This window comes from Pseudomonas sp. GL_093 (genome assembly GCF_057837605.1).
Genome location: NZ_JBYQNN010000002.1, coordinates 1 through 24193, shown reverse-complemented (window position 1 = coordinate 24193; position 24193 = coordinate 1). Strand labels below are relative to the sequence as shown.

Annotated in this window: 39 protein-coding genes and 3 tRNA genes; 19 read left to right on the top strand and 23 right to left on the bottom strand. The window is 53.1% G+C overall.

Annotated elements, in window-relative coordinates:
- Window positions 1–17 precede the first annotated feature (17 nt).
- From AC3IUE_RS32700 to AC3IUE_RS32640, 13 genes are all read left to right on the top strand, one after another.
- Window positions 18–485, top strand: coding sequence for a hypothetical protein (locus AC3IUE_RS32700; RefSeq protein WP_489269435.1), 468 nt, complete (start codon window positions 18–20; stop codon window positions 483–485).
- A gap of 121 nt (window positions 486–606) precedes the next feature.
- Window positions 607–834 carry a hypothetical protein gene (locus tag AC3IUE_RS32695; RefSeq protein WP_489269433.1) on the top strand — a complete coding sequence of 76 codons (228 nt, stop codon included), beginning with the start codon at window positions 607–609 and terminating at the stop codon, window positions 832–834.
- A gap of 106 nt (window positions 835–940) precedes the next feature.
- Window positions 941–1477, top strand: a complete 537-nt coding sequence (locus tag AC3IUE_RS32690) for a hypothetical protein (RefSeq protein WP_489269431.1) — start codon at window positions 941–943, stop codon at window positions 1475–1477.
- A 13-nt stretch (window positions 1478–1490) separates the two neighbouring features.
- Window positions 1491–1817, top strand: coding sequence for a hypothetical protein (locus AC3IUE_RS32685; RefSeq protein WP_489269429.1), 327 nt, complete (start codon window positions 1491–1493; stop codon window positions 1815–1817).
- Between the two features lie 113 nt (window positions 1818–1930).
- Window positions 1931–2383 carry a hypothetical protein gene (locus AC3IUE_RS32680; protein WP_489269427.1) on the top strand — a complete coding sequence of 151 codons (453 nt, stop codon included), beginning with the start codon at window positions 1931–1933 and terminating at the stop codon, window positions 2381–2383.
- Window positions 2384–2437: 54 nt separating this feature from the next.
- A complete protein-coding gene (locus tag AC3IUE_RS32675) occupies window positions 2438–2935 on the top strand; it encodes an Arc family DNA-binding protein (RefSeq protein WP_489269425.1) in 498 nt (165 codons plus the stop codon).
- A gap of 144 nt (window positions 2936–3079) precedes the next feature.
- Window positions 3080–3706 (top strand): hypothetical protein, encoded by a 627-nt coding sequence (locus AC3IUE_RS32670; RefSeq protein ID WP_489269423.1) that lies wholly within the window; start codon window positions 3080–3082, stop codon window positions 3704–3706.
- Between the two features lie 62 nt (window positions 3707–3768).
- On the top strand, window positions 3769–4230 hold the full coding sequence (locus tag AC3IUE_RS32665) for a GntR family transcriptional regulator (RefSeq protein WP_489269421.1): 462 nt from the start codon (window positions 3769–3771) through the stop codon (window positions 4228–4230).
- The gene (locus AC3IUE_RS32660) at window positions 4217–4423 is read left to right on the top strand and encodes a hypothetical protein (RefSeq protein ID WP_489269419.1); all 207 of its coding nucleotides are present in this window, start codon (window positions 4217–4219) and stop codon (window positions 4421–4423) included. Before AC3IUE_RS32665 ends, AC3IUE_RS32660 begins: the two co-directional genes overlap by 14 nt.
- Complete coding sequence (locus tag AC3IUE_RS32655; RefSeq protein WP_489269417.1) at window positions 4420–5181, top strand: hypothetical protein; 762 nt, start codon at window positions 4420–4422, stop codon at window positions 5179–5181. Before AC3IUE_RS32660 ends, AC3IUE_RS32655 begins: the two co-directional genes overlap by 4 nt.
- A 241-nt stretch (window positions 5182–5422) precedes the next feature.
- Window positions 5423–5767 carry a hypothetical protein gene (locus AC3IUE_RS32650; RefSeq protein ID WP_489269415.1) on the top strand — a complete coding sequence of 115 codons (345 nt, stop codon included), beginning with the start codon at window positions 5423–5425 and terminating at the stop codon, window positions 5765–5767.
- Between the two features lie 355 nt (window positions 5768–6122).
- The gene (locus AC3IUE_RS32645; RefSeq protein WP_489269413.1) at window positions 6123–7256 is read left to right on the top strand and encodes a hypothetical protein; all 1134 of its coding nucleotides are present in this window, start codon (window positions 6123–6125) and stop codon (window positions 7254–7256) included.
- Entirely contained in the window at window positions 7253–7642 is a 390-nt protein-coding gene (locus AC3IUE_RS32640) for a hypothetical protein (protein ID WP_489269411.1), read from the top strand. Before AC3IUE_RS32645 ends, AC3IUE_RS32640 begins: the two co-directional genes overlap by 4 nt.
- 90 nt (window positions 7643–7732) lie before the next feature.
- Here AC3IUE_RS32640 and AC3IUE_RS32635 read toward each other — a convergent pair whose 3' ends face one another.
- The 15 genes from AC3IUE_RS32635 to AC3IUE_RS32565 all read right to left on the bottom strand — a co-directional run bounded on the left by AC3IUE_RS32635 (window position 7733) and on the right by AC3IUE_RS32565 (window position 16172).
- A complete protein-coding gene (locus AC3IUE_RS32635; protein WP_489269409.1) occupies window positions 7733–8998 on the bottom strand; it encodes a type IV secretory system conjugative DNA transfer family protein in 1266 nt (421 codons plus the stop codon).
- Window positions 8995–10047 carry a type IV pilus twitching motility protein PilT gene (locus tag AC3IUE_RS32630; RefSeq protein WP_489269407.1) on the bottom strand — a complete coding sequence of 351 codons (1053 nt, stop codon included), beginning with the start codon at window positions 10045–10047 and terminating at the stop codon, window positions 8995–8997. Before AC3IUE_RS32630 ends, AC3IUE_RS32635 begins: the two co-directional genes overlap by 4 nt.
- A 36-nt stretch (window positions 10048–10083) precedes the next feature.
- Window positions 10084–10401, bottom strand: a complete 318-nt coding sequence (locus tag AC3IUE_RS32625) for a hypothetical protein (RefSeq protein ID WP_489269405.1) — start codon at window positions 10399–10401, stop codon at window positions 10084–10086.
- 13 nt (window positions 10402–10414) lie between these two features.
- Complete coding sequence (locus AC3IUE_RS32620) at window positions 10415–10852, bottom strand: hypothetical protein (RefSeq protein WP_489269403.1); 438 nt, start codon at window positions 10850–10852, stop codon at window positions 10415–10417.
- Window positions 10849–11700: a TraX family protein gene (locus tag AC3IUE_RS32615; RefSeq protein ID WP_489269401.1), complete on the bottom strand. Its 852-nt coding sequence runs from the start codon at window positions 11698–11700 to the stop codon at window positions 10849–10851. The genes AC3IUE_RS32620 and AC3IUE_RS32615 overlap by 4 nt, the downstream gene beginning before the upstream one ends.
- A 462-nt stretch (window positions 11701–12162) precedes the next feature.
- Window positions 12163–12239 (bottom strand) — tRNA-Arg (locus AC3IUE_RS32610).
- A 42-nt stretch (window positions 12240–12281) separates the two neighbouring features.
- Window positions 12282–12358, bottom strand: a tRNA-Arg gene (locus tag AC3IUE_RS32605).
- 136 nt (window positions 12359–12494) lie between these two features.
- Window positions 12495–12571: transfer RNA gene (locus AC3IUE_RS32600), tRNA-Ile, on the bottom strand.
- A 501-nt stretch (window positions 12572–13072) separates the two neighbouring features.
- A complete protein-coding gene (locus AC3IUE_RS32595) occupies window positions 13073–13348 on the bottom strand; it encodes an ASCH domain-containing protein (RefSeq protein WP_489269399.1) in 276 nt (91 codons plus the stop codon).
- A gap of 48 nt (window positions 13349–13396) precedes the next feature.
- Window positions 13397–13645: a hypothetical protein gene (locus tag AC3IUE_RS32590; protein ID WP_489269397.1), complete on the bottom strand. Its 249-nt coding sequence runs from the start codon at window positions 13643–13645 to the stop codon at window positions 13397–13399.
- A gap of 13 nt (window positions 13646–13658) precedes the next feature.
- The gene (locus tag AC3IUE_RS32585; RefSeq protein WP_489269396.1) at window positions 13659–13973 is read right to left on the bottom strand and encodes a hypothetical protein; all 315 of its coding nucleotides are present in this window, start codon (window positions 13971–13973) and stop codon (window positions 13659–13661) included.
- Between the two features lie 121 nt (window positions 13974–14094).
- Window positions 14095–14430: a Y16D family protein gene (locus AC3IUE_RS32580; RefSeq protein ID WP_489269394.1), complete on the bottom strand. Its 336-nt coding sequence runs from the start codon at window positions 14428–14430 to the stop codon at window positions 14095–14097.
- Complete coding sequence (locus tag AC3IUE_RS32575; RefSeq protein WP_489269393.1) at window positions 14423–14650, bottom strand: DNA translocase FtsK; 228 nt, start codon at window positions 14648–14650, stop codon at window positions 14423–14425. The genes AC3IUE_RS32580 and AC3IUE_RS32575 overlap by 8 nt, the downstream gene beginning before the upstream one ends.
- A 30-nt stretch (window positions 14651–14680) precedes the next feature.
- Complete coding sequence (locus AC3IUE_RS32570; RefSeq protein WP_489269391.1) at window positions 14681–15043, bottom strand: hypothetical protein; 363 nt, start codon at window positions 15041–15043, stop codon at window positions 14681–14683.
- Between the two features lie 493 nt (window positions 15044–15536).
- Complete coding sequence (locus AC3IUE_RS32565; RefSeq protein WP_489269389.1) at window positions 15537–16172, bottom strand: hypothetical protein; 636 nt, start codon at window positions 16170–16172, stop codon at window positions 15537–15539.
- Window positions 16173–16591: 419 nt separating this feature from the next.
- On the opposite strand from AC3IUE_RS32565, the gene AC3IUE_RS32560 reads away from it, so the two are divergent.
- The 6 genes from AC3IUE_RS32560 (at window position 16592) to AC3IUE_RS32535 (ending at window position 19065) form a co-directional block, all read left to right on the top strand.
- Window positions 16592–16798, top strand: a complete 207-nt coding sequence (locus tag AC3IUE_RS32560; protein ID WP_489269388.1) for a hypothetical protein — start codon at window positions 16592–16594, stop codon at window positions 16796–16798.
- A gap of 522 nt (window positions 16799–17320) precedes the next feature.
- Entirely contained in the window at window positions 17321–17647 is a 327-nt protein-coding gene (locus tag AC3IUE_RS32555) for a hypothetical protein (RefSeq protein WP_489269386.1), read from the top strand.
- Window positions 17648–17900: 253 nt separating this feature from the next.
- Entirely contained in the window at window positions 17901–18131 is a 231-nt protein-coding gene (locus AC3IUE_RS32550) for a hypothetical protein (RefSeq protein WP_489269384.1), read from the top strand.
- 2 nt (window positions 18132–18133) lie between these two features.
- Window positions 18134–18385 (top strand): hypothetical protein, encoded by a 252-nt coding sequence (locus AC3IUE_RS32545; RefSeq protein WP_489269382.1) that lies wholly within the window; start codon window positions 18134–18136, stop codon window positions 18383–18385.
- The gene (locus AC3IUE_RS32540; protein WP_489269380.1) at window positions 18375–18554 is read left to right on the top strand and encodes a hypothetical protein; all 180 of its coding nucleotides are present in this window, start codon (window positions 18375–18377) and stop codon (window positions 18552–18554) included. Before AC3IUE_RS32545 ends, AC3IUE_RS32540 begins: the two co-directional genes overlap by 11 nt.
- A gap of 28 nt (window positions 18555–18582) precedes the next feature.
- Complete coding sequence (locus AC3IUE_RS32535) at window positions 18583–19065, top strand: hypothetical protein (protein WP_489269378.1); 483 nt, start codon at window positions 18583–18585, stop codon at window positions 19063–19065.
- A 163-nt stretch (window positions 19066–19228) separates the two neighbouring features.
- Here the strand turns inward: AC3IUE_RS32535 and AC3IUE_RS32530 are convergent, their stop codons facing one another.
- From AC3IUE_RS32530 to AC3IUE_RS32495, 8 genes are all read right to left on the bottom strand, one after another.
- The gene (locus tag AC3IUE_RS32530; protein ID WP_489269376.1) at window positions 19229–19423 is read right to left on the bottom strand and encodes a hypothetical protein; all 195 of its coding nucleotides are present in this window, start codon (window positions 19421–19423) and stop codon (window positions 19229–19231) included.
- Window positions 19420–19803 carry a hypothetical protein gene (locus AC3IUE_RS32525; RefSeq protein ID WP_489269374.1) on the bottom strand — a complete coding sequence of 128 codons (384 nt, stop codon included), beginning with the start codon at window positions 19801–19803 and terminating at the stop codon, window positions 19420–19422. The genes AC3IUE_RS32530 and AC3IUE_RS32525 overlap by 4 nt, the downstream gene beginning before the upstream one ends.
- Window positions 19804–19866: 63 nt before the next feature.
- On the bottom strand, window positions 19867–20373 hold the full coding sequence (locus AC3IUE_RS32520) for a hypothetical protein (RefSeq protein WP_489269372.1): 507 nt from the start codon (window positions 20371–20373) through the stop codon (window positions 19867–19869).
- A 123-nt stretch (window positions 20374–20496) separates the two neighbouring features.
- Entirely contained in the window at window positions 20497–21483 is a 987-nt protein-coding gene (locus AC3IUE_RS32515) for a hypothetical protein (protein ID WP_489269370.1), read from the bottom strand.
- Between the two features lie 274 nt (window positions 21484–21757).
- Window positions 21758–22078, bottom strand: a complete 321-nt coding sequence (locus AC3IUE_RS32510) for a hypothetical protein (RefSeq protein WP_489269368.1) — start codon at window positions 22076–22078, stop codon at window positions 21758–21760.
- A 102-nt stretch (window positions 22079–22180) separates the two neighbouring features.
- Entirely contained in the window at window positions 22181–22393 is a 213-nt protein-coding gene (locus AC3IUE_RS32505) for a hypothetical protein (protein ID WP_489269366.1), read from the bottom strand.
- A gap of 4 nt (window positions 22394–22397) precedes the next feature.
- The gene (locus AC3IUE_RS32500) at window positions 22398–22598 is read right to left on the bottom strand and encodes a hypothetical protein (protein ID WP_489269364.1); all 201 of its coding nucleotides are present in this window, start codon (window positions 22596–22598) and stop codon (window positions 22398–22400) included.
- A 458-nt stretch (window positions 22599–23056) separates the two neighbouring features.
- Window positions 23057–24193: a hypothetical protein gene (locus AC3IUE_RS32495; protein WP_489269362.1), complete on the bottom strand. Its 1137-nt coding sequence runs from the start codon at window positions 24191–24193 to the stop codon at window positions 23057–23059.

Genomic DNA, 24193 nt, shown 5'->3' with positions numbered 1-24193 from the left:
GCCCACTGGAGATCAATATGGGCACAGAAATACGACTCTCGCGCACTCAAGCGGATGCATTTCGGGCGGGGACGCTAAAGCAGCATCGAACACCTATCACTCCGCAGCCAGCAGTGCTCCCCGCACCAAGCGAAGATCTCTTCGGCGAGACTCAAGTTGGAGCTGATCTTTTCCTTTGGTCTGCCGACAACACGAGACAGCTTTCTCTTGAGGACATGATTCAAGCGTGTCCGTTCGGCAAGGTTGGAGAAAAGGTCGAAGTGCTGGAGTCCCTCCCCTACAGCAAGACGCAGCGTCTTGGAGCTGTGACGCTTAAGGCTGTATCAGTTGCACGGCTTGAGAGCATCACAGATGCCGAGATCGGGATGGAGGGGTATGCCAACTGGACTCAGTACGCCTACGCATGGAACGAGCACTACGCACGCTTAGGGCTACCTTGGGACATTGATCCTCTTGTGTGGATGCTGGAGCTCGGGGCTCTTTGATGGAGGGAAATATACTTCTTGATAGTGCGTGAAGTATATTTCATAATGGCCGCCACCAGGACATCACCCAGATGCCTCCTTACTCGCAATGGCCAAAAGGACTTATCAGATGACTATCGGTATGAACCACCTCTCCAGCAAAGCCCTTGCTGCTCGTAACGAAGGCTACAACCCGAACCATGCTGGCAACCAGTTGCTCGATTTCTGCAACAAGGCAAGGGCCACGCTCAATGCACGCCTTGTCAAACCAAGCTCCGCTGATGAGGCTGCCTACGAGCAGTTCATCCTGGCCAAAGCCTCGATCCGCAACATGGATCACAACGAGCTCAGGGCAGCTTTGCGGGGCTAAGCCGAACTTGCTTCTATGTCAGTTAAACCCACAGGCCCGATTCAATGGGCCTGTGCCAGTAGAAACGATCCATTTACCTTTACATGATTCGAAGGAGTGTCTTCACATGGCCTTAAGCCCTTTGTCACGAGTATTGAAACGAGCATTGTTTACTGGCGTGCTTCTCGGTGTAGGTCTGACTTTGGCAGTAATGGCAGCGATTACTGCTATCAAAGGGGATGCCACTGTAACGGAGAAGACGAGCCCCGTTATGACGCAAGTTGGTCCTATTTCACTGATGAGCACGCAAGACTATGACCGCAACTATCAAGGCCCTATGCGCTTCATAGACCCAGCCTCGAAATGCGAATTCATTGGTGAGCTAAACAAAACCATGTCCGAAAATGGCTGGCTCGTTCATGTTGCGCGAGTGGTATGCCCGTCCACAAACGGCGACTACATGGAGGATGTAGCGATGGCCATACCTCTGGAAGAAGATTCGTACCCAATTCTGAAGGGCGCCAAGGTCGAAGCGTATCGTTTGGTCAGTACTCCTGCCGGAGTCATGATCGACCCCTTCTACGTCGCCGGGAAGCTCATGGAGTCCATCACTCTCTGTAAGAAAAGCAACGGCGAGCCCTGCTTTCCCGATGTAGCCAAGTGATCGGAGTTTAGGAATGTCACAGGAAAACGAAGAACTCATCGCGAGCATCGTCGCCTTAATGGGGGGGCCGTCCGATGACCGCCGAATGTGGCGCGATCACTATGCCGCCCTCTTCGATCAAGCGGCGGAAATGGATGACCTTTCTCTTTTGCGCGGAGCAAAAATCGCTGACGAATTTGAGAAAGACTTCATGGCCTTCGCATCCAGCTTCCCCGGCGCGCAGGTAGTAGCGCCACCCGATGGTGGTTTCTACGCAGCAACCTTGTGGATCGCAAAGATGGATCGTGAAGTTCGCAAAGCCTTTCTTCGGGCTTATGCAGCAGTGCTGCGGGATACCTGAAATCGAGCGCCATAGCTTCAGTGGGATACACGTGCGGCCTGGTGCTGGCCGCACGGGACAACGACTCAAAATTTACGGACGTCGCCAATCACCAGGGCGGATAAGGACAGAAGATGGCCATACCATTTCGAGATTTATTACTTAAAATTCGTGATCTCGCATGCGAAGCGAAGAAATCAGATCAAGGCAGCGCAAGCGCAGCGGCAATTGTCAGTCTCATTGACGAAGAATTTCAGATTGAACAACCGGTCGGTGCAGATGGTGAAGGTTCCGTCGGCCCGCTGATGATGTACGCAGATGAGCCAAGCTTAGTGCGGCTGGATGGGCAGTATTTCAGCATCGAAACCATTCGCGAATCATTGAATTCCGCTGGACATGGAGTAACTACCGACAGCCTGGGCATTCACTGGCTTGCCCACGATATGGTGAAAGGGCTTGTAGATCTGGCGCAATCGCTCTGCAAACAAGGTTCGGCCGTTGATGAACACACTTTTCTGCTGCTGGCCGCTGCCGAACGGATCACACGATTGGAGCGAGCATCAAGCAAGCGTTCCCAAGTACGTTGACCCCCTTGCCAACTGCCACCCACAATATTCCAACCGCAATCAGAAGGTTCTGTTTTGAAACAGCAAACGCCCACCATCCCGTCTAAAGACCGCGACAGGTTTGTTGTCCGGGTACCAAAGGATTTGCACGCGGCCATGAAGAAGCTCGCGACGCATCATGGCAGAAGCGTAAATGCTGAATATCTCCAAGCTCTATCGAACTATCTCAATGGGCAGGCTCGCGTCACACTTCTCAAATCGATCTTGACTGATCGTGCTGGCGCTGAGTTGTCACAAGAGGTGCTGACCCGAGTTGAGCTTGTCGATGGCCATGACACAACCTCCGGAATAATGAAGTTTGTGATTCGCTACACGGATAACACTCAGCAGCAGATGAAGGACGCGGCGAATGCCATTAACCGGCCGTACGTTTACGTGATCATTTCAAGCCTGGCATGGTGGTTGAACATCAGCAACGAGATCAGCGCTCTGTTCGCTGCCATTGAAGAACAAGGACAATGTTCTGACTCGGCACACAGCCTTGGCCACATCACCAACGCCTTCACTGGTTAGAGCCGTGCACTAGAAGCTCTTCAGATAAGTACACCAAATCAGCGCCGTTTATGTATTCGCAACAACATGCGCCAGTACGGTATAAGTGCATTAAAAATAAGTTGCTGTATCTCAGGCCCAGCCGCAATTTCAGAAGGACACTTGATGAACATCATTTCTTTGGCTCGGATAGCGACCCTGATCACCCTCGTTTCAACTATGAGCGGTTGCAGCTGGCTTGGGCACCTGAGCACCCCCGAGAACACCCAAACGCTCTCACTGGTGCCTCAGGGTGCCTCCAGTGAAGTCCTGGTCACCTTCAACGGTGTACTGCTGAGATTTAGCGAGCCTACCGCAGAACTTGATTCGAGATTGCAGCTCAGCGCCGCCTCACTGTCAGACTCGCCTTCGATGTCACTGGATGAGGCAATTCGCTTCGTGGGGAGCGGTTCAGTTTACAGCAAGGTGCATCGCTTTCAGGTGACTAGCACCACCTTTGAGCCTGGACGAGTCGAGCTGCTCGACATTGGCTATTTGCCTAATGCTGGACTACCCCCGATGCAAGCAAAAATCGGTGTGCGCATTGAAACCTCTATCAACGCTAACCATACGGGCAAACCAGTTGTCGCTCACGTGAAGGTCGACCACATCACCAAAGATGGCGTTGTGGGCGCTGAAAGCGCGAGCGCAGAAAACTGGCAGGAAATGGCAGCTGGCGATTTCCAAATCCTAACCTGGCGGAACACAGGTGACTTATACGTGTTGGCGCTCCGGCTGAATCAAGCGGGATAAAACCATGGGAAATTGCAATCGTAAAACTGCACTACTCAAATCTGAGGGGAGGGACACTTAAAATGTGTGAGTTTTTGGTGAAAGCACTCGGGCCTCGCCCCGACCGATCTGTGGATGGCGCGTTCATCGCGGATCAACTTACCCAGGCAATTTCAAGCGGTGCACTTCCTGTCGGTACCAAAGTTAGTCAGCAAGTAATCGCTGACCATTATGGCGTCAGCCGTATGCCTGTGCGTGAAGCCTTGCGGTTCGCTCAGGCCCAAGGCTTTCTCAGCCATGTTCCGAACCATACCTCTGTTGTGATCGCCAGCACTGCGAGCGATGAATCGGCTCTGGCCCGGTCACTGGCTCGCGAAGCGGCGCTGCAATCACGACTCGATCAAGCTTTGCGGTTGATGGGCCAAGCTTTACCGTTTCTCACCGACACGCCCGACCTGGTGCAAATCGGCGCCGACGACTTGGCACGTGTATTCGCAGACTTCCGAAGCGAAAGCGAAATGGAGGTGGCCATTGAGCGCACATAACGCGTTTCCGTGGACAACCAACGGGCTCACCTTTCGCACACGCGGCGAGCTTGAAAACACTGTCGAGCGTTTTGCCGGTGCTGGCACCAAAGAGCACTTGGATGCGGCCTACGAGCTGCTGCGTGACGCACATTCTCAGCACAAGCTCAACTCTAATCAGATCGCGGGCATCAAGGAGAGGTTGCACCTATGAATGACAATGAAATGGTCAAGGTACCGCGCTCTGCGGCCACTATTGGTCTGCGTCTGATTACCCAGGCTCTGGAAACGCTGGCGAACGGCTCGGCGATCAAGCGCCATGGGGACGCAAGGTTGGCATTTCAGGCAGCTCTGACCAGCAAGCCGGAAGAGCAGTATCAGGGGACACACCCAAATTGGATGAATCCTGGTGTGGGCGCTCAACTCGCAATAGCGTCCAGCCAGTTGGTTTGGGCAATTGGCGGTGATGCGCGACTTGCCGCTGAAGTGAACACGTTGGTGAAAGCACTTGAGGATTGGGCGATGGACAACCCGCCCCCTCCGCTAGTTGGCATCGAATGGGGGCAATGCCAGCGTATCGCTGATGTACCCACTGTGCATGAAGCTTTGGAAGCCTTCTCGGGTGACACTACCGGTGATGCCGGAGTTCTTGTTGTTAAGGCTGTTATCGAGGCCGCCTTTGCTTTGTTGACCGCCGACGATCAGCGCAACAAGGATATGAAAAGGTCTGTGAAGGCCGTCCCGTGGAGCCTATGGAAACCCGGTGACACCATCCGGTATATCGGGAGCGGTGGAGATGGTACTGAGTGCCATCTCCACATGACCATTGGCAGTGATTATTTCGTGCACGAGGGGCCCGATGAGCATGAGTCACTATTAGTCTTGGATGATGCCGGTGATGAGCTATCCGTCCTTGTGGGCGAGTTCGAATTTGTTGCATGCCACCTAACAGACTTGGCGGGGGGTGTATGAGTCATTGTGAAAAACACCAAGTCAACTTTGTCGACGCCTGCTGCGATTGCCTGCGGGATGATTTGAAAGCCGCCCAGGCACTTGCGATCGATCTACAGCAGAGTGTGGTAGACGCTGATCAGCTGACCTATCAGCTGATCGAAAATATGTCAGCAACAGCGCTCAAACGCCTCCCCATTGATCTCAAATGCCGAGTTGCCGAATTGGTAGTCCGCGTTGAAGGTTGTCCCGGACACGCGTCATGAGTGAACTCGATCATTTGACTGACAGCGCTCCACAGAGCGAAACAGGCTGCATACCCGTATTTAGCAGCCCTCCATCGCTCACTCTTGAGGGGTGTGTCGGCTGGGCCAGTGATGAGCAAGAGGCGCTGCGGCTCTTACGAGACTTGCCAGGGACGAAGCAAACAGCGGAATTGCTCAGTAACCATTTCGGTAGCCCTTCAGAGCTTGCGGGAGTGACCAGGCAGGCAATGATTCTTCAGGATGATGAAGGGCCATACTTCAGGGCGGAATGGGGCAGATACCGATATCAGGACACGTTCCAAGCATTTTTCGACCGTGTGGCCCCTGAAGAATCTAAGTAGGAGATCGCTGCGATACCTGCCCGCTCTAAGCGGGCTATTCGTTCTGGTTGCTGCCAGTCACCATCGTCAGCTTGGGGTCGTGGTTTTCTGCCTGTCGCGATAGGCAGCAATTGGCGCTGACTGTTCTCTCGCTGGAAGGTGACAATGTTTTAAAATATTCGTCATCGGCATGGCCATACGCCGCCATACAGCCGACCTCCTCAACACGTTATCCTTCGCTCGCAGCACATGACGTGATTAAGCGTTTTTGCACTGCATTTGGGATTCGTCCTACAGCCAGTGCTTGAACTTCTCGATAACGTCATTCTGCCCGAACCTCAGGTCGGGATTCCCCAAGGACGAACAAGGATGATTCATGAGCGAATACGGAAACGTACCAAAGCCAGCCCTGCCCAACCCGCCAAGAGACAAGCGGTATCGCGGTGGTGAGCCGGTCGACCTGCATGCCAAACGCTGGGCAGAATACCCGGACGCTAGCGCAGCAAAAGGAGCAGCTGAACCCGGCTTTTACATCGTGCAGGAAGTATTGCCGCGATCCACGCTAGAAGCAGTCCTCTTTGATAAGCCAGATGGAGCGACGCTTGAGAAGTTCAAGCGACTCAACCCGCACTTGACCGGCTACGCCAAGCCCGGCCAACTTATCGTCTTGAGCGATCCGAACAACCAGCAATGCACTCGTGAAGAAGCACTGCTGACGGAAGCTGCCCAGAAGGTGGACGCGGCACTCAAGCCCATGAGCGATGAGGAAGCCAGGTTCATGGTTCGCCACCGGGACTCGATTGAGTCAATCCTCTCTCTAGGATCAACGTCAATCGGTGTTGGCGAATCTATCTTCGCGAAGAACCTGGGAGACGTGAATGCCTCGCTGAAAGATATCGAGACCCTGCACCAGAAAAGCTTCCAGCGTGACGGTCACTTGCGTAGCTCTGAGTTCTTTACTGAACGCGCACGTCTGTTTACACGGCTTGATAGCCAACTCACCTCCTTGACTAAAAAAGGTATTGGCTTCCCTGATCATCCGAGCTTGAAATCAGCTTTGGGAATCTCCAGCAAAAGCTTGGTTCATCACTGGAGTTTGGCAGGCGCTCCGAGCCAAATCCCCGGTTATGCCACTCACTCGGAAGGTGTTGCCAAAGCAGCCAAATTTGTTAAATACGGTGGTTGGATTGGAACAGCCATCGGGGGCGGGACTTCCTACTTGAAAGTGCAAGACGTTTGTACCGCTGGCAACGCGGAAGCTTGTGCAAAGATCAAGTACACAGAGGGCGGTAGCTTTATTGGCGGCGTGGCTGGCGGTGCAGCAGCTGGGGCAGCATTAACGGGTACAGCGGTAAGCGCCATCTGTGTCGGTCTAGGAATTCCAACAGGCGGTGCCGCGACATTACTCTGTGGTCTTGTCGTCGTTGGGGTAGGTTCTTATGCAGGCGGTGCACTTGTGGGAGTTGGTGGTGAAGCGCTAGGCGAAGTCATATATGAGACCGTCAAATGAGTACAGCAGCTTTTGTAGTCGGCTACCTATGTGGAGCAGTTCTTCTTGGCATCATTGTCTGGATAGGGATATGCCTACATCTGGCATACACGCGCATGGAGGAGATGCTGGAGCACCTAAAGAACTGCTCGGCGGTGATGGATCGAGCGCCACTTAGGGATGGCGGGCCATGGGGGAAATTATTGCTGGTGGGCGGTATATCAGGAATTGTGACGTTCCCGAATTTCTTCCTTAAACGTGGAGAGCTGAACACTGACGACCTAGACAACCTTCCATCAGCCCTAAGGCGCAAGCTGGTCATCTTGCAGTGGAGCGTGTGGGGACTGCTCGGGGCAATGGCTATCTTCGTAGCACTCTTCAAGATAATTAAGGCCTACGATCTCTAGCGCAACCTGGCACCGCCGCTCTACCGGAGCAGGCATGTCCGTCGTAGGAACACAAACACCCCGCTTTTGCGACGATGGAAGGCTATCGACTCATTTGCCTAGTGCGTGGATCTCCAACGCTTCTGCTCCGGGAAGAAGAGCTACGGGTCTCAACCAGTGCACTCTGTACGTATTCCACCCCTCCTCCGCAGATGCCTCCTCCAGCCCGGCCGCCTGGAGGAAACTCCGAAAATAATCACAAGTGTCCCGTTCTGCGATGTTCAGTAATAGGTGCGCAGAAGAGCCCATCAACAGCTTCCATTCAGCAGGATAGAAGTACTGCAACCTTGGCAAATCGATTGAGCCGCTCAGCCAAAATGATGCTTGAGTTTTGGGCTTTGTGCAGATCGCATCCGAAACAGGTTTCATCCTTCCCAAGCACAGTGCGCCATACAAAAAAAATCCAACTGGGGCGTTGTTCGAATGGGTGCGGTGCGCCGCGATGATCATCATCCCAACGAGTGCTCGATAGATCCGTGCACACGGCTCACGCTCACGCTCGCTGCTTATGATGTAAACCGTGGTTTTCTGTTCGTCGAACAAGTGCGCGCGGATAGGCGCACTCGATTCATATGCAGTTTCCCCTGTAAAAACGGATGCACTGCTGGCGGACGAGTAGTTAACAGCCGCTGCACTGGAATCCTCGGTCACCCGCTCAAGGAACTTGGTGTGATGATCAGCCGAGCTGATCAGGTACTGCCCCCATGGCTGGGACAAATCACTTAGGACTTTCTGAGCCGCTTTAACAATCTCGGCAGGGTGCGTCGTATCCGCCGCGAGCACTCGAAGAGCCCGCTCAACCTCCAGACGTCCACCAGCAACTATGCCGCGTAACGTGGACATGCATCGCGCCTCTGCACGCAGCCCGGCAACATAGTAGACAAGCAACGCAATGATGCATCGAACATCGTTTTCAAGGTGCTGCCCAGTCTCAACGTTCGGCTCTGCGAACATCAGCATCTCTGCCAAAGTCGACGCATCCTTGAATCCATCACGATGTGTTGGATCTATAAAATCCAGCCAATTCAGATTCTTGCTTTGCCCATCAATGACACCAGAAGGATCGACGACAACCACACGATGCCCCTTTGCCAACTGAGCGGCATAGGTGGCCCTATACAAGCTGCCCCGGCCGGTTGTATCCAGCACCACAGCGGAACCTTTGTATTCGTGAATGTTGAGCGCAGCTAATGTCTCTTCCCCCGAGCCTGAGGTTCCAAAGGAAATGACATGGCCAGCGTGCCCCAATGTTTGTTTTTTTAGGCCAAACCAGCTGAATACATGTCCGAGCGAAAATGTTGGAGGTATGTTGGTCATGACCGTGCCGCACCAGGTAGGTTTTCAGAATTTCTTGAGAGCGCGGCCGCCGACTCTCTTGTGATCGTCCCTGCGGTGACGAGCGCAGCGAGGCTCATTTCCATCGTCTGCATTCCTGAGTTCGCCCCCGTCTGAATCATCGAGTACATCTGAGTCACCTTGCCTTCGCGAATCAGATTGCGGATGGCTGGCGTGCAGATCATGATTTCGTGCGCCGCCACTCGGCCACCGCCTTTTTTCTTGATGAGCACTTGAGCGATCACTGCTTGCAGGGATTCGGAGAGGATCGTCCGGACAGATGATTTCTCATCAGCCGGGAAGACATCAATAATTCGGTCAATAGTTTTGGATGCGGACGCCGTGTGGAGAGTCCCAAAAACGAGATGCCCAGTTTCAGCCGCAGTCAGAGCAAGCCGAATCGTCTCCAGATCACGCATTTCCCCGACCATGATTACGTCCGGATCTTCACGGAGCGCAGAGCGCAGCGCGGCGGGAAAACTCAACGTGTCACGATTCAACTCACGTTGATTGATCAGTGACCGCTTCGGTGTGTGAACAAACTCAATCGGATCTTCCGCAGTAACTATGTGGCACGGCTTGTTGGCGTTCAGGTAATCGACCATGGCTGCGAGCGTCGTCGACTTACCCGAGCCGGTCGGGCCGGTGATCAATACCAGACCTTTCTCAAACTGCGCAATGTCCGCGAAGACTGGCCCCAATCCAAGTTCTTCCAGGCTCAGAATTTTTTGAGGAATGATTCGAAATACGGCACTTACACCCCTGCTCTGTGTGAACGCATTCACCCGAAAGCGATTGCCGTCCGGCAGGCTAAACGAAAGATCCAGCTCCAACAGTTGCTCGAAGAGAGCGGCCTGAGTGTCATCCATGACCTCGCGCACCAACTCGGCCGCCTGCCCTTTAGAGAGATCGGGCAAATTGATCTTCGTAATATCACCATCAATTCGGAGCATCGGTGGCAACCCGGCCGAAATGTGAAGGTCGGACGCGCGGTTAGCTATGGCGAAAGTAAGCAATTCGGAAATGTTCATAAAGCTCCACGGCAGCAGAGTTAGAGTGTTTGATGGTTAAGCGACGGCTCGGCGCTTCAACGAACGCCCCGGCGATATTTCTTCGGATGGAACAGTTCGGTTCAGTACCTTTACGGTCACGTTGATCCGGCCTTTAAGACTGTTTTGCAGCATCAGCAGTGAAGAGAAAACTGCGAGTTTCTCGCTGGTTTCAGTGATGTCCGCGTCCGTCAGTTCGGTGCTCCTTGCGTGCAGTTTTTCTGCAACCAAACGCTCGAAGAGCCTGTAGCGCTTCAAGCGGCGATTCAGCACCGCAAACCTCAAAGACGCCAGATCTGAATAACGCGTACTGCGGGAAGGCTTTGTGGGGCGCATCAGGGATATTCCTTCAAGCGGTCTGCTGTTCTTCTTTTGCCATTTTCAAAAAGTTTTGAAAGCCAGCCTCATCACCAGCAACACGCATAAATTCTAAAAATTCATCGCGCTCAAGATCGTCCACCCACTGCCCGTATTCATCTTCTGACATCTCATCAATGGCAGAGGCCATGTACAAAACCTTTGGCTTGAGTCTCTGAATTGCATCCTCGTTGATCGGCAATACGTCACTGTAATCAGCTGGCTTTCGTGAGCTGGCGCAGGCCTGCATTTGTAGGGCGCTTCGCCCGGCTTTGAGGCGTGAGCGCAGCTCCTCAAGTTCCGCGATAAACGCGGGCTGGTTAGCCTTTTCAAGTGCAACCATGGCCGCTTTCAAACCTGCCTCGACCATATCCAAATGACCTTGGGCACGTGCAACCATGGCACTGACATCAACAGCTTTACTGTTCATCGATTCGCTCCCACCAGGACACGGATTAGTGCAAGACAGAACAGGTGGCCCGGATAAAACGCGTATCCCCAACGGGTCACCTTGGGTACTGAAAAAGTGATGTGCTGGCGAGACAGCCATATGCCAAAAATCGGCGAAGCGCTGGCCACAAACATCACAAGAATTGAGAATTCATCGAGCGCCAAAACCCCCTCAATCCGGCCGTTACCACCCGTCATGAAAAAGCACAGAGCTGCGGGTATCAGCAGCACCCAAACTGGGCCCCGCAGAGCGAGAAAGATTGCAGCAGGCAGGAGAACCCCGAGCAGTCCATAGTTCAAATAAGGATGTGCAAACACCGCGACAACCACTGCAAGGATTGCAACTATTGCACTCGCCCAGGTGCGGTAATTCAGCCCCCAAGCGACAAGCAACCCCAGAGCCAAGGTTGGCAAAATGTTGAACGTCACCGCAGATGCCCCAAAGGCAAGCCTATAGGGCCCCTCGGACACCACCGCAGCGACCAATAGAAGGGTGAGGTATCTAACGTTGGCCGCGCACAGATAGCGTCCGCCTCGCTGGCGATAAATGTTCAAAGCCATAGCGACCGCGAACAGCGGGAATGCCAGTCTGCCGAGAACAAACAGCCCCATCAGGTTTGGCCAAATGAAGCGGATGTGGTCGAGAACCATGGTGACCATGGCGACCCACTTCAGTAGATCAATGGCACGATTTCTTTCGGCGGATGACTCTCCAATTTCACCCGGAGTGTTGGCGGTGAAAAGGTCGATCACGATGTGGAGGGATTTCAGCAGCACTAAAGCCATTGCGGCTAGAACAAGCACTTGAACGACTGAAGTAAGTTGCATCTGGCGGTCTGTTCCTGCCTATGGCATCCGGCCCCGAGCAAGCGTCCGCGCCAGCACCTACGTTTGAGATTACTGCATTGCTGAGTGATCTGGCCTTGACCCCCTTTTCAGCGCCATACCGCGAAAGCGGTGGAGCAGGAAAGAGGCAGATCACTCAGCTAATGCAGCCTGGTTGCCCAGACTCGTTGTTGATATGGAGGTCTTGGAGTAGCCCCCCCCACTCACCATCACGTGATTACTTCAGCTCACTCAATCTCGTGGCGGCCGTAACCCACAACCCCCCAGGCGCAGAGCAAGACCAGCAGCAACTTTTTCATAGCCAAATCCTTCGTTTTTTTTAATGCCTGCATTCGTGTAGCGACGGATGGAAGCGACCGAAGTGGGGGGTTCTTTAGGGGAACCACCCGCCGCTACACGAATGCAGTCTCTTTCGAGACTTGCGCTTAAAGCAGTACTTCGTCGTGGCGCACCCGGCAGGACTTGAACCTGCGACCATCCGCTTAGAAGGCGGATGCTCTATCCAGCTGAGCTACGGGCACACATATACGAAATACCTGAGTTGTACCAACACAGCTCAATCCTGGTGCGCGAGGCCGGACTTGAACCGGCGACCTGCCGCTTAGGAGGCGGCCGCTCTATCCAACTGAGCTACTCACGCGAAACTTTTATGCATTGGGATGACTACTTCTGCTGGCGCTCCTCGAAACAGCAGTAGGCGAATAAAACTGACGATGTAAACCTCACAAAAGCAGTCATTCCAATGCATTCCGCGTCCCTGCGGAAGTTCCTTTATCTGGTGGGCCCACGGAGAATCGAACTCCGGACAAAAGGCTTATGAGGCCTCTGCTCTAACCGTCTGAGCTATAGGCCCGCTTCGTTTGCCTTGGTCTGTACCACGGCTTGGAAGTGCGGGAATTTTAGGAAGGAAATAACTCCTAGTCAATGAATTTATTCGATTTAATATACTTATATCGCAGCGTTGATAATAACAAGCTGGCCTGTGCAGGCGCTACGCGCCCTCGGCACCCATGACGCGGTGGAGTACTGATCAAGCAGTTTGATTTTATCCGGCACTATCTGGCTCTTGTCTGCCGTGGAAGGCGACCCATGCATAGCCGAAGGCCAAGGTTTATTTGGGTTGCTGTCGACTGCACTTCCCTTGGGCTTCGGCACTGTCGTACCCAGCAAGGAAGTCCTCGTAACGACTCGACCCAACCCTGAGGTTTTTAATCGCTGACTCGGTCAGCTTTACCCCTTCTTTGCGAGCGCGCACGCCTTCTTTGTAGGCAATACTTTGATCCTCTGGACTCATCACTTTGGGCTCCGAATTGTTCAAGCGCCATGCATAGAAAATCCACATCCACCTTTTGAATCAGTGGGCGACGTTTATCGCAAATACTTCGACTGGGAGCGCCCCAAAGAAAGGATGGGTGAGCGTTATCTGTCGGTACCCTTGCCAGGGCAATATGAGTCGGCGTTCTCTGTCACCGCGTTTTGGATACCCGCGCGCAAGCTCGATAAAATCGTACTCTCGACCTTCCAGCCTTTTCCGCCAGTAAGGCGTTACTCGGCGGTATTCCTCAAGCTTGATCCGGGCTTTGATTTCATCGAAGTATGTCCCCTTCAGAGGCAACCGGAGAATTCGCATAGGCTTCTCGTGATCAATTGGTCATTTGTTAATGACGCTGTAGCTCAATCAGCTCGGCAATGAGCTGCGTCTCCACTCGGGTACAGCCCCATGAAAGGTTGCTAGCGATGGCGGCTCAAGTGCACTGCCATTGAGAATCTGTTCAACCTCAACCAAGCACTTGTTTTCCGAATCATCTCCGCTCGCTCCGATGTATTCACCGTTAGCACCTTCCCAGCTCGCGAGGAAACCAAGGCGCCATGCTTGCTCCAGCTTTGTTTTTAACTCTTCAATAGAAAGCTCTATTCGTGTAGTCATACCCTTTCCCGACCTATTTCCAATCATTAGCTTGAGCGAGCTTTTCGAGGTCTGCTTCCCAACCCCAAACGCCCCTCGTTTGTACCCAGCAGCAGTAATCAAGAAACGACTCATCACGCGCATTGAGTTTAAGTTCTTGCCAAGACACCAGGCATACGTCTTGTGAGTACCCTTGCCAGGCCATCGCTACTGCCAAAGCTCCCCAGTGGACAAGCTCTGGATATAGCGCGGAAAATTCTGCAATTCCGTGCCCGCATGCCCAGTCGCCAGGCTCTGTCTCGAAGCCAGGCTTTACAAATGTTTTTGCGTCGAAGACGAAAGGCATCATTTTTCTGCTCGATCTTGGGGAGCGAAAAGAGTCCCTCTCTTACGGGCTTAGCCCGAACAGGGACGGGCTTGGGGTGTACCTGGGCGGCATGGCATCGAGTTTTCCATGGTCCGGTCCTTGTTTACCAGAGGTCTTCGCTAAACAGATATTTATGCGCATCGGCCGCACAAGCTTGACCAATGCGCTTCACATGCAAGAAAGCCTCTGCTCGATTCAGGTACGTGCCGTCGGCCAGATAAAATCCTTGATCTATCGCAGCGGCCCCAATAGGTAGTTCAAGCCCCAGAACCTCGTGGCCATAGCGGATACAGTCTGCATGCCTATTGGGCTTTGGCAAAGCGACCATGACGCCGCCCTTAATCATCGCCACACCAATGACAGGCAAATCATTGTCCGGACGCGTACTTACCGGAAGGCTCGCTCCGGTACCGCTTAGAACTAGTGCCTGCTCACCCATGGTTATTGCCTGCTGCGATTGATTCGGCAGAGCTCAGGACATATCGATAGGGTACGCCGTCGACCTGTCGGATTCGCTTTTGCTCAAGCAGCTCTTCTACCTTTCGCGCGGCCCGGTTGTAGCCCCACCTGGTCTTGCGTTGGACTGCGCTCACACCAAACGCCCCTTCAGACTTCAGGGCTTCAATCAACTTATCGTCCGTATCAATGATCGTTTCCATGCCCATCTCCACTTGGCTACACATTGGCCGTCAAAGGATGAATGAAGTGCCCACAAAGGGGGCCTCGGTTAGCAGGCATTCAGGGCTGTTCTTCTCGATCAAATGAACCTTCGGACTCGCCTTGCTGGTGCCTACGCGAGCAAGGTCACCTTGGGCTATCGCCCCAACTTGCTCGGGTGTCAACACGGCCAGACTGTAGAGATCCGACTTGCCAATCTCGCAGTAGCTGAATCCAATCGGAAAGCTGATATCGACGATCTTCTGGGGTTCAATGTTACGACTTTTCAACAAGGTGATGGCCCAAGGGCTGAAGTCGACATCATTCAGTTCATTCGCTGACGCCATCGTAGAAGCCAACATCGCAATGGCAGCGAAGCCGATCAGGTGTTTCATTTAATTCCCTTTTGGTACGTGTAAACATGGGTTGAGTGATCTGCTGGCACTTGCCGGCGCATATGCCGTCGCTGCGATGGACTTCCGCCACACCAGCCTCTTCCTTAGGGCCGCACCTGCGAACAGGGCAACCGGGCTCTGTCAGATCAATCACCAATATTTACTTTGCACAGAGCGTTATCGGTCGACGGGGCTACTTGATTACGTAGCATTTCAAGTTTTCATTCCAAATCGCGCACTTACCTACAGAGCAGCTCCAGCACGGCTGTTCACCAGGCTTAGCACCGAATTGCTTTGCTGGTGCTTTGATCAGCCCCCGGTCCTCACAAATCAAACAGTCAAAGCGGAACTGCTCAACTGCCGCAGCGGTTTTCATTTTCAGCGACAGCCTATCCATCTCGCCCCCCACATGATTAATCGCCCCTAGTCACAGTGAAGTATATTTCTCACACTGTAAAGAAATATACTTCTCACTCTATGCGAAGCCTGCGAATTAACCGACTAGCCACTGGCTGGCGCTGTAGAGGTGCCTCCTCTCTACGAACCTCCATACACTCGACGACACCTCCTCCTCCGTTCTACCAAGCGGCTGACCGTCGATTAGATACATACCGGCATGCTGAAAATCATCCCCGCCTGCAATGGATACCTCGCTGATTGGGAGCATTCCGCAACGAGCCAGTATCGTGACCAACAAACGGGTCTTACCCAGGATATTGAGTTCAGTGTCATCGAAGCCAGGTATTGCTACCGACTGAAACCCTGAACCGGGAATCCCGCCTTCTTGCCCCCAGAAAGCCTGATAAATCTCAACCATCCGCCAGATGTAGGAAACCAAATCCTCCTCTGTTCTACCCGCAGGGTGTCCGTTGAAATAAAACATCCCCGGCTCTTCAGAATCGTCCGGGACTGGGCCAGTCAGCACACACTCTGGTAGCTGCTCATCACGAGAAAGCAGCGCCACAAGCAACGAGACCTTGCCAGCCAAGGTCAATGGCGTATCCGGGAAACCGGGAAGCCTGACACACTCGACAGCAGCTGGACTTTCACTATTCATTTCAACCTCAGAACCATTTACAAGTAGGTGTTTCTTGAGGCCAATGATGAAATATATTTCCCTTTCAATCAAGAAATATATTTCCTTTTAAATGTGGGAGAACTACTATCTGTCTCAACGGTTAGGCACAGACTGCTCAAGCGGATCGCGCTCCAGCCGACTCATGTGCTTATCGGATACAACCTCAAATTTACGGAAGACCCATGGCCAAGTGTGTTGAATGCAAACTCGCAGAATGGCAACGCACGTCTACTGGGCGCATCAAGCAAGGTATCGCTGGCCGTTGTAAGGCAGTTGTCAAAATCCCGGTACTCCTCTGCGCGCCAAGCTCAAACTCGACGTTTCACAAGAATGGAATTTGGCCGGACATGGCTGGGCCATGTGATTTCTACGAACCTGCCAGCCCTGTAGACCAGCAATAGCAACTAGGTCACACCAACGCGACAGCAATCACTATCGCTATCAACAACACACAGTGGTAACGATGAAAAATGAAGATCATCCTCACCTACATTCTGCTTATGGTTGCAGGCATTGGCTTTCTCGAAATAGGTCAGAACACAGCAGTCCGCCTGGTTAGCCAGATCGGTCTGGTTTGTGTGCTGGCGTCGGCCACCATCATGCTCGTGGATTTAGTGATCACGGCCCTACACCTAGTCGCCCCAAAAATGAGTTCTGCTAAACAGGTTCAAAAATGAAGCGCACGGAAACGATCCAGGTGCAGGTTACGTACTGCGACATCTGCGGCGAAAAATGCGAAGCCTCGTTTACTTCCATGGTGGTCGCAGGGGTCGAGTACTACGCGTGCGACCGATGGGATGAAAATGATGTGTTTTGTCGCAATGCGTTGCCTGAGCGCCTAACGCCCACACGTAAAAGCTCCAAAAGGCCTGAGCTCGTAACAATTGAACAAATGATTCAGGAAGGCTCTTGCACTGCCGCCTGGGCATCTTCGGCAGGTTACCAATGGAATGCGTTAGTCGTGGGCGGAGACGCTCTGGCAATGCGCACTAGGTGGCTCGGTGAGCAATCCGCCCTCGCAAGCACTGACTAATCGCCGCCAAAGCAGCTTTCGGCCGTGCGTTAGATACGCCAGCCACACTACCTGGCATTTGGTGCCCAACGTTGAGCCGCGCCCCGCTAAATCCACCGGGCGACTTGTTGCACAAGGAAACATATTTCATAATGACAGCCATTTTTCGAAGCATTTGGACAGCCTCATGAAAGGAAAACAAACCGCTTGGCGGAAGCTGCTCTTCCCGGTGGGTTATTTGGCGCTTGTGCTATCTGTTATGGGGGTAATTGAAGTGTATAGGTCTCCCGCCTCCACCCAAAAAAACTATCGGATAACCTGTTCAGGCGGCCAGCCAATCGGGGAAGTCAAGATTGGTAACGAGCTCATTATGGGGCCAGTCGTAATGGGTAAAAATGGCCACCCATTCATTCTAAGCTGGCAAGGTACGCCACGGAAGAAAGTGATGGATCAGGTGGTTCGCACCGCCACCTGTGAGGAGGCCAATCAAACCCTCCGTTATTCCGAGGTTTAGCACCATGCGCCGTCTGCTGACGGCGCTTCCCCACTCCCGCCTTACTCGCATTTATCCTCACATCTTACGGGAAATATATTTCTTGCTCGTTGGTGAAGTATAGTTCACTATCACAGTCACATTTCTACCAAGTCATGACTCACCTTCAGCGGTGTTACTCCCAAGGGTTCAAAGGATGTGCGAACCTGGGTGGGAGTTGTTCGGCGAAAGTTAGCCATGGACTTGATCAAACGTACTAGGGGATATCGACAACATGAACAAGCCAGATCTGACCCTCCTATTCGCTGATGCCGCAAACGCCCTCTCCCATGACGAAAAGGCGTCCGAGGTACTCGCGAAGTATCGTCACGAGTGGGTCTGTGGACGCATGAGCGTTACCAAGTTTCGTGGCTTCATTGAAGGGTTGTTCGCTGGTCGTGTGCTGCAAGCAGACGTCTTCGATGATCTTGATCGTGCGGCGTGCGCTGCTGAGCAGGCGAGTTAATCATGGCGCTAAAACAAACAGGTTTTACAGTCCGGTTCCAAGTTGATGGCGGTGATGTAGTCGAAGCCAGCACACAAGGCGATGAGTCGTTGCTTGACGCGATGACACGGGAAATGGAGACCCGTCTCGGCACCAAGGTCGAACACATGGTGTACGACAGCTACAGCGAGGGCAAAGCGCTCTACAGCGCCAAGTTGGCCACGGGCAAAGCTTACGACGTTATAGTGCTCAGGGGAGTCAACCATGGTCTTTGATGACGTGCGGAAAGATCTCAAGGAACTTCTCGAACTCGTCCGTAAAGACGAGCAGTACACCACCTCAGTCGGAAATGGCGCACTGAAACCCGACCAGGCAACGAACCTAACTCACCAAGATCGGGCCATTCGGATCGATGAGCTGACCCGCAAATATGGGCTCCAATAATCCATTTCGAACCGTGGAGCACCCAGCAATGCCTAAAGCGGAGAAAACCTTCCCCCTAAATCTGACACTCAGTCAGCTTTGGACGCTGTCTGAGCAAATGCAGGCCGCCTCAGATCATGAGCATCGCTCCGCTGAGGATACAGAGTTGATCGGCCTGATCACCGCTACGCACAACGCCGCTCGCGCCAGCGTGTCGCGCTCCTCCAAGGCTGTGAATCGATCTATTTTGACCGCACCTAAAGTCATCGTCGAAACAAAGTTGGCGAGGACAAATGGCGAGGCTGTCCAAGAGCTTTGGATTGAGGATGGCCATGGTGGCGCTCACCCTTTTGCATTGGATTGCGGGTGGAATGGCAAGGGTGGGAAACAATTCATCGAGCTCCCACGCTATTTCAGTACGTTGAGAGGAGCCAAACATTCGGCCGCTTTGTTGACGGGTGAGAAGCTTACCTGGACAGTTCCGGGTGACACCGCCGACAAACTCGCTGGCGGCTTTAAGGACATTGATTGACAGTGCCCAGGTCACGTAGTGAATGTTCTTTCGGTGTTGCAATATCACCTCCCCGTGCGCGAGGGAAAGGCGACAAGGCTCGTTTAGCCGGGAATGCACGCCCACAAAAAAACCGCCTCGGCGGTTTTTTTGTATGTCCACATCACCAGGGTGAATCAGCCATTCAGTTGCTTCCAACGCTGACAGAATAGTCTCTTTGGCACTGAGCCCATTCAGTCAGCGCAACGAAGTCATGAAACACAAGCGCAGGCCGACTGCCGTAGCTGTCGCGCCCGATCACGTAGTTACCCTGGATATCCTGATCCGAGCCCTCAAACCAAAACTGCTTGGTAGCCCAGAGAAGCTGTTCTGCTGTCATGGCTCCACCTGGTGAATGTCATCCTGAAAAACGTGCTTGATCGCCTCCGCATCCGTCAGCGAACGCACCTGAGTATCTCGGATAGCAGCTGCGAACTCGGCAAGTTCGCTTTCTTTTCCCCACGCATCTGCAAGCCGCAAAATCGTCAGCTCATCATCCAGCGGAGCGACATCATGAGCAATGGATTTTGCCTTCGCCAATTGATCATCGTTCAACCTAATGCCGCAGACATTTTGCAGCAAAAGGAGAGCGCCTCCCACACCGTCAATAACAGCTATCTGGCCTGCAAACTGGCGCACAAGCTCGGGAGAGGGTCGCGCAAATGGGTTCACGTCTGTACTTCCACCTGGTGTGAAAGTGGTGTGCTCTGGTTGATCCATGAAGATGACTCCCGGTACGTCATTTCTGCCTATGGGACTGGTCTATGTTTTCCCAATTTCACGTCACGTTATGATCCGATGACTAGTCAGCTTTACTTGCTGTTCCACTTGTATCCATTCACCCTTGGGTTCGTAGATGGAGAAATCGATGCACTCCACGTCTAACGGCATGTTGTGAAACGACGGTGCTGCCTGGTGGGGGTCAAAGATCGCGATACCAAATTCCGGATGACGGAATGAAACCACCCAGTGCCACTTCCCTTTGGCTCCGCGCCAGTCGTCTCGCACTTTCAATATGCCCAAACCACTGAAGCTTGACCAACCTTTCCAGCGCCGCGCGTCGATGATCAACCCAGAGCTGGCCACCGCCATCCGCATTTCACCAGAGGATGTCGAAAACGCGGGGCGGCAGCCCCTCCGGATACCGAGCCCAATGCTGATGAAGCGCTGTCGTGCCTGTTCGTAGGTAATACCCAGAACCATCGCCAAGCAGGCAACTCCACAACCATACTCATCGTGCTGAATCAGCTTCTTGATGCCACATTGGGCCTGCCACTCTGCGATCTGCATGTGCTATCCGTGTTTAAGTGCCGCCAGCACGGCCCACGATTATTTAACGGCTGGCGGCGAACTGGAGAGCTGGTTCTCGACAGATCCAAGCCCTTACCAAATCGCCGCCTTGTCCGTCCCAATTCAACTAGGTAAACACCCACAACGAATGACTGGCAGCTTGTCCTTGTCAAATGCCTGGAGCTCATTGCAAACAGGACATTGGCTGAGCAATGGCAAGAGCTCGACGCTATGCCCCAGAATATCGGCCAATGCTTTCATCCGGTAACTGGTCACGTCGTCCCGCCTGGTGCCCACCACCTCGACATCAGACCATTTCGCCCCTTCACCCTCATCCACCAATACGTATCGGCCTGAGACAACGGCATATGCAGGCCGTCCGTCACGGGCTGGCAGTTCCTGAAGCAACACAAACCCAACACCAATCTCGTTTTCATGTTTGCGGTCGGAAAACGTCCAGCCATCTGACTCCGTATCAACATGGAAGGCCGAGTCGGCTAAAGATGGGAACGCCTCAATAACAAACGGACTCGGGTAGCACCAGATCCGTGTCGGAGCCCTTTGGATAAACTCGTCGACGGTCATAGCCGAGCCATCCATAAAATTGGCAACGGGGCGCATCAAGCGGAGGTGGCCAGCGAGAGTTTGTGCTGGCAACGCAGGGAGCTGTTTGGTTGCAACCGCCGCACTGGCCAACGGAGTCAACTCTGTACCCTTGGAGTTTAAAAGTCTGAAAATCATGGAGCGATTTTGCGCGTATTCAGGCTCGTACAGGATCTTAAGGGCCTGCACTCGCATCGGGAAATGGTACACAAAAAGGTCACTGATGAGGTGCGCGGAGTCCTTGGCCTTTTCTTCATCCAATCCAAGTAACTTACCAATCCGCTCTGATAACAGTTCTAGGTTGAATTGGGGCTTAGCGCCAAAGTACTGCTTGGCATTGAATTGCTCGAAAGGAATCTCATAGTCCACCACTGATTCATGGGACCAGAACCCAAATGCCGCTGCTATTAACTGGTAACTGATCGTCGGCTTCAGTTCGATTTCGCGCTTACTGAACTCACTGATGAGAAGCTTTGAGGCTGACTTGAGCAGCTCTTTAGAAGACATGATTAACCCTCCGGCCAATGCAGATATGTCGTTTCACAACCGTCTTATACGACCTGCATTGAGAGATGATTAATCTGATCAAGGGGCAAATCACGCTTCACTTTGTGACGGTGCTCGGTGGGAAGCAAATTCACAGTAGCAAGAAATCGGACGGCGGAAAAGCCTGCCCGAACTACTTGGATGTCACCATCACTGAGCAACTTTGTTCCACTGTCGACAGCCAGCTCGAAAAAACAGGCTCTCGACAGGCCCCGGCGTGCCAGGGCCACTTCAATCAGCAGCCGAATGCGCGCTCCGCTGCCCATTCCGCATCCAACTCGGCATTCACCTTCGCGGTAACACGAGCCTCTCTCAGCTCGATCAACAGCACACGCTTTTCACCAAAGGACAGCGCCGCCACGTTCGGAACCTCTACACGGCCCAGCCCCTTGCAGGCCTCGCATTGCACGTCATAGTCACCCCGCATGTAGGTGGCTTGATCGTCTGGGCCCATGTCGTGCCACTCGCTCGACGTGAAGCCGTTGGAGAAGGCTGGGTGTCCTACCTGGCCGTTTCCTTCACAGCAACCGCAGATGATCCATTTGGTTTTCTTCATCGATCCAGCCTCCGGGTGATAGCTATTCGTTGTCTTTTCTGTTGAAAGCCGACTTGAGAAAGAGAGCTTTCGACAGGCCCCGATTGTCCGGGGCTGGCTTGGTTATTGGATATGTCCGGTCGGATCTACCCGGAAGAAATCAAAATCGGCTACGGTCGCATCGCGAAGTGTCGAGTTTGCTGTGAAGGAGACCGGGCCATTTCTCCAGTCGTGCCCACCCCGCAATACACTTCCGGCGAGCACTCCCAGCATGCTTTCTACGCCGTCGAGGCGGTAGCAAAGAGTGTGCTCATCCAAAACCACGTAACGACTCATCTCATCACTCCCGCTCGTGAACAAATCGGACGGCACAGCGGTAATCACGAATGCGGACAGGAGCGTCTTCCACCCAACGGCGAGCGCCTGAAATAACCGTGATCGGATCATGCGCAATTACAACCTGCGCCGATTCGTCAAACTGGCAGGTATAACCGGCGAGTTGCAGGCGGTTTTGGATTTTTTCTGTCTCTTGAGTGTGCATTTGACCTAGCCCGAATGTTCGTTCTGATAACGCATTGTGAAATATATTTCTCGCCAAGTAAAGAAATATATTTCCCGCTCGTGCAGCTCGGTTTGCTGGATTCCTTGCGAAATCCCGTGATCAGCTTTTTGGCGAGTGTCGGGCGTAGAAGCACAGAGATTTTCGAGCGTCTTTCCCAGCAGTGGACATCACCGAGAAAGCAACCGTTACGAAAGCGACAAGAAGCATCACAGAGGGTTGAAGATTACCTAGCGCATAGAGTGCTCGGGGCCATTCGACTGGCTTAGGAAATGACCACTGCAAAAATGGTGCGCGCAAACTCAGTCCAGGCAACTGTGCCACCTGAAAGCTGAGCCTACGCGGCCACAGCTATCAGGTGAGAAGTCTAAAAACTGGTCATAGCGCAGAATGATAGGGAGCTTTGATGGGCTTGCAGATCTGTCGGCCAACCAACAGCATCAAAAATTTGGCAAGGATAGTTGCCGTTGCTGTCGCTCGCTCCGAGGCAAGCCAAGCGATTGCTCTGAGACGGTAACTTTAGCGGAAGCCGCTTTCACGTTCTTGATCCATTCCTTACCCGGAAACAAGGTGATGTCATAATCAATGGGCGTCGGACGGCCACGTGGACGGCGAGCGGGGAAGATTTCATCAACGATGTAATCATCCAACAATCCGTCTACCTTCATTTTGTCCAATTCTTTCCTCACTGCCGCCATGCTCCCAGCAATCCGAACGTGGTTCAGGCCTGCTGTCAGACGCTTCATTTCGGACAATTGGAAAGAAAACGGAGTCGAGGTCGATATGTTGGGAACGATGTAATGCATGTGCCGAATTAAGTAGGCACCTGGTGGGCTGTAGTGCTTCGTGATCCCCATGGGAAATTGGCGGTAGGTCACGTTAAGGATTGAGTGTGCAATCAGAGGATGCAGTTTTACCCGCCACACGTCATCGCCGTTGGAAACCTCATGCTCATCTGTGTTTCGCTCAAATCCCGGCAAAATCGGATCACGTTTGTCCTTGAGCAAATTTTCGCCTGAGCCAATTGTCATGATGCTGCTGGACAAAACCTCCAGTGCCTCTCGTATCTGCGTGTTGCTCAGGGTACTGCCCATCAACTTGAGAGTGCGCCCCAGCCCGGTGATGGAGAACTTCACGTAGTACGCGACTTCACCTTTCACCGAGTGCATTTCCGCTTGGAGGCAAGCATGGTGAATGATCGCTTGCTCGACGGCTTGTTCTTTCACACCTGGAAAGCGGCGCATCGGCTTCGAGCTTTTTCTGTTTGGGTAATACGTTCCTGGAAACAGTGTCACCCTTGCGGCCTGGTCGCCAATGGTGAAATCAATTACGTGGTCGTTCGGAACTGTACCGTCCTTGGTGTTCAGGTGCTCACCACTAAATTTCGGGATTTGCTCCCACAGTGCGATCACATTGCCCAGACCTTTGCGCTCCAGCTCACTGTTGCAAAGAAAGCCCTGAAACAGCCGTAGAGCCTCGATGGGGCGGTTTAGTGGTGATGCCCGCTCAGGTGTAAATACGCCTTCTTTGCCGAAGAATTTGATTTTCTCTTCAGGTGCAAGGGAGGGATTCGACAT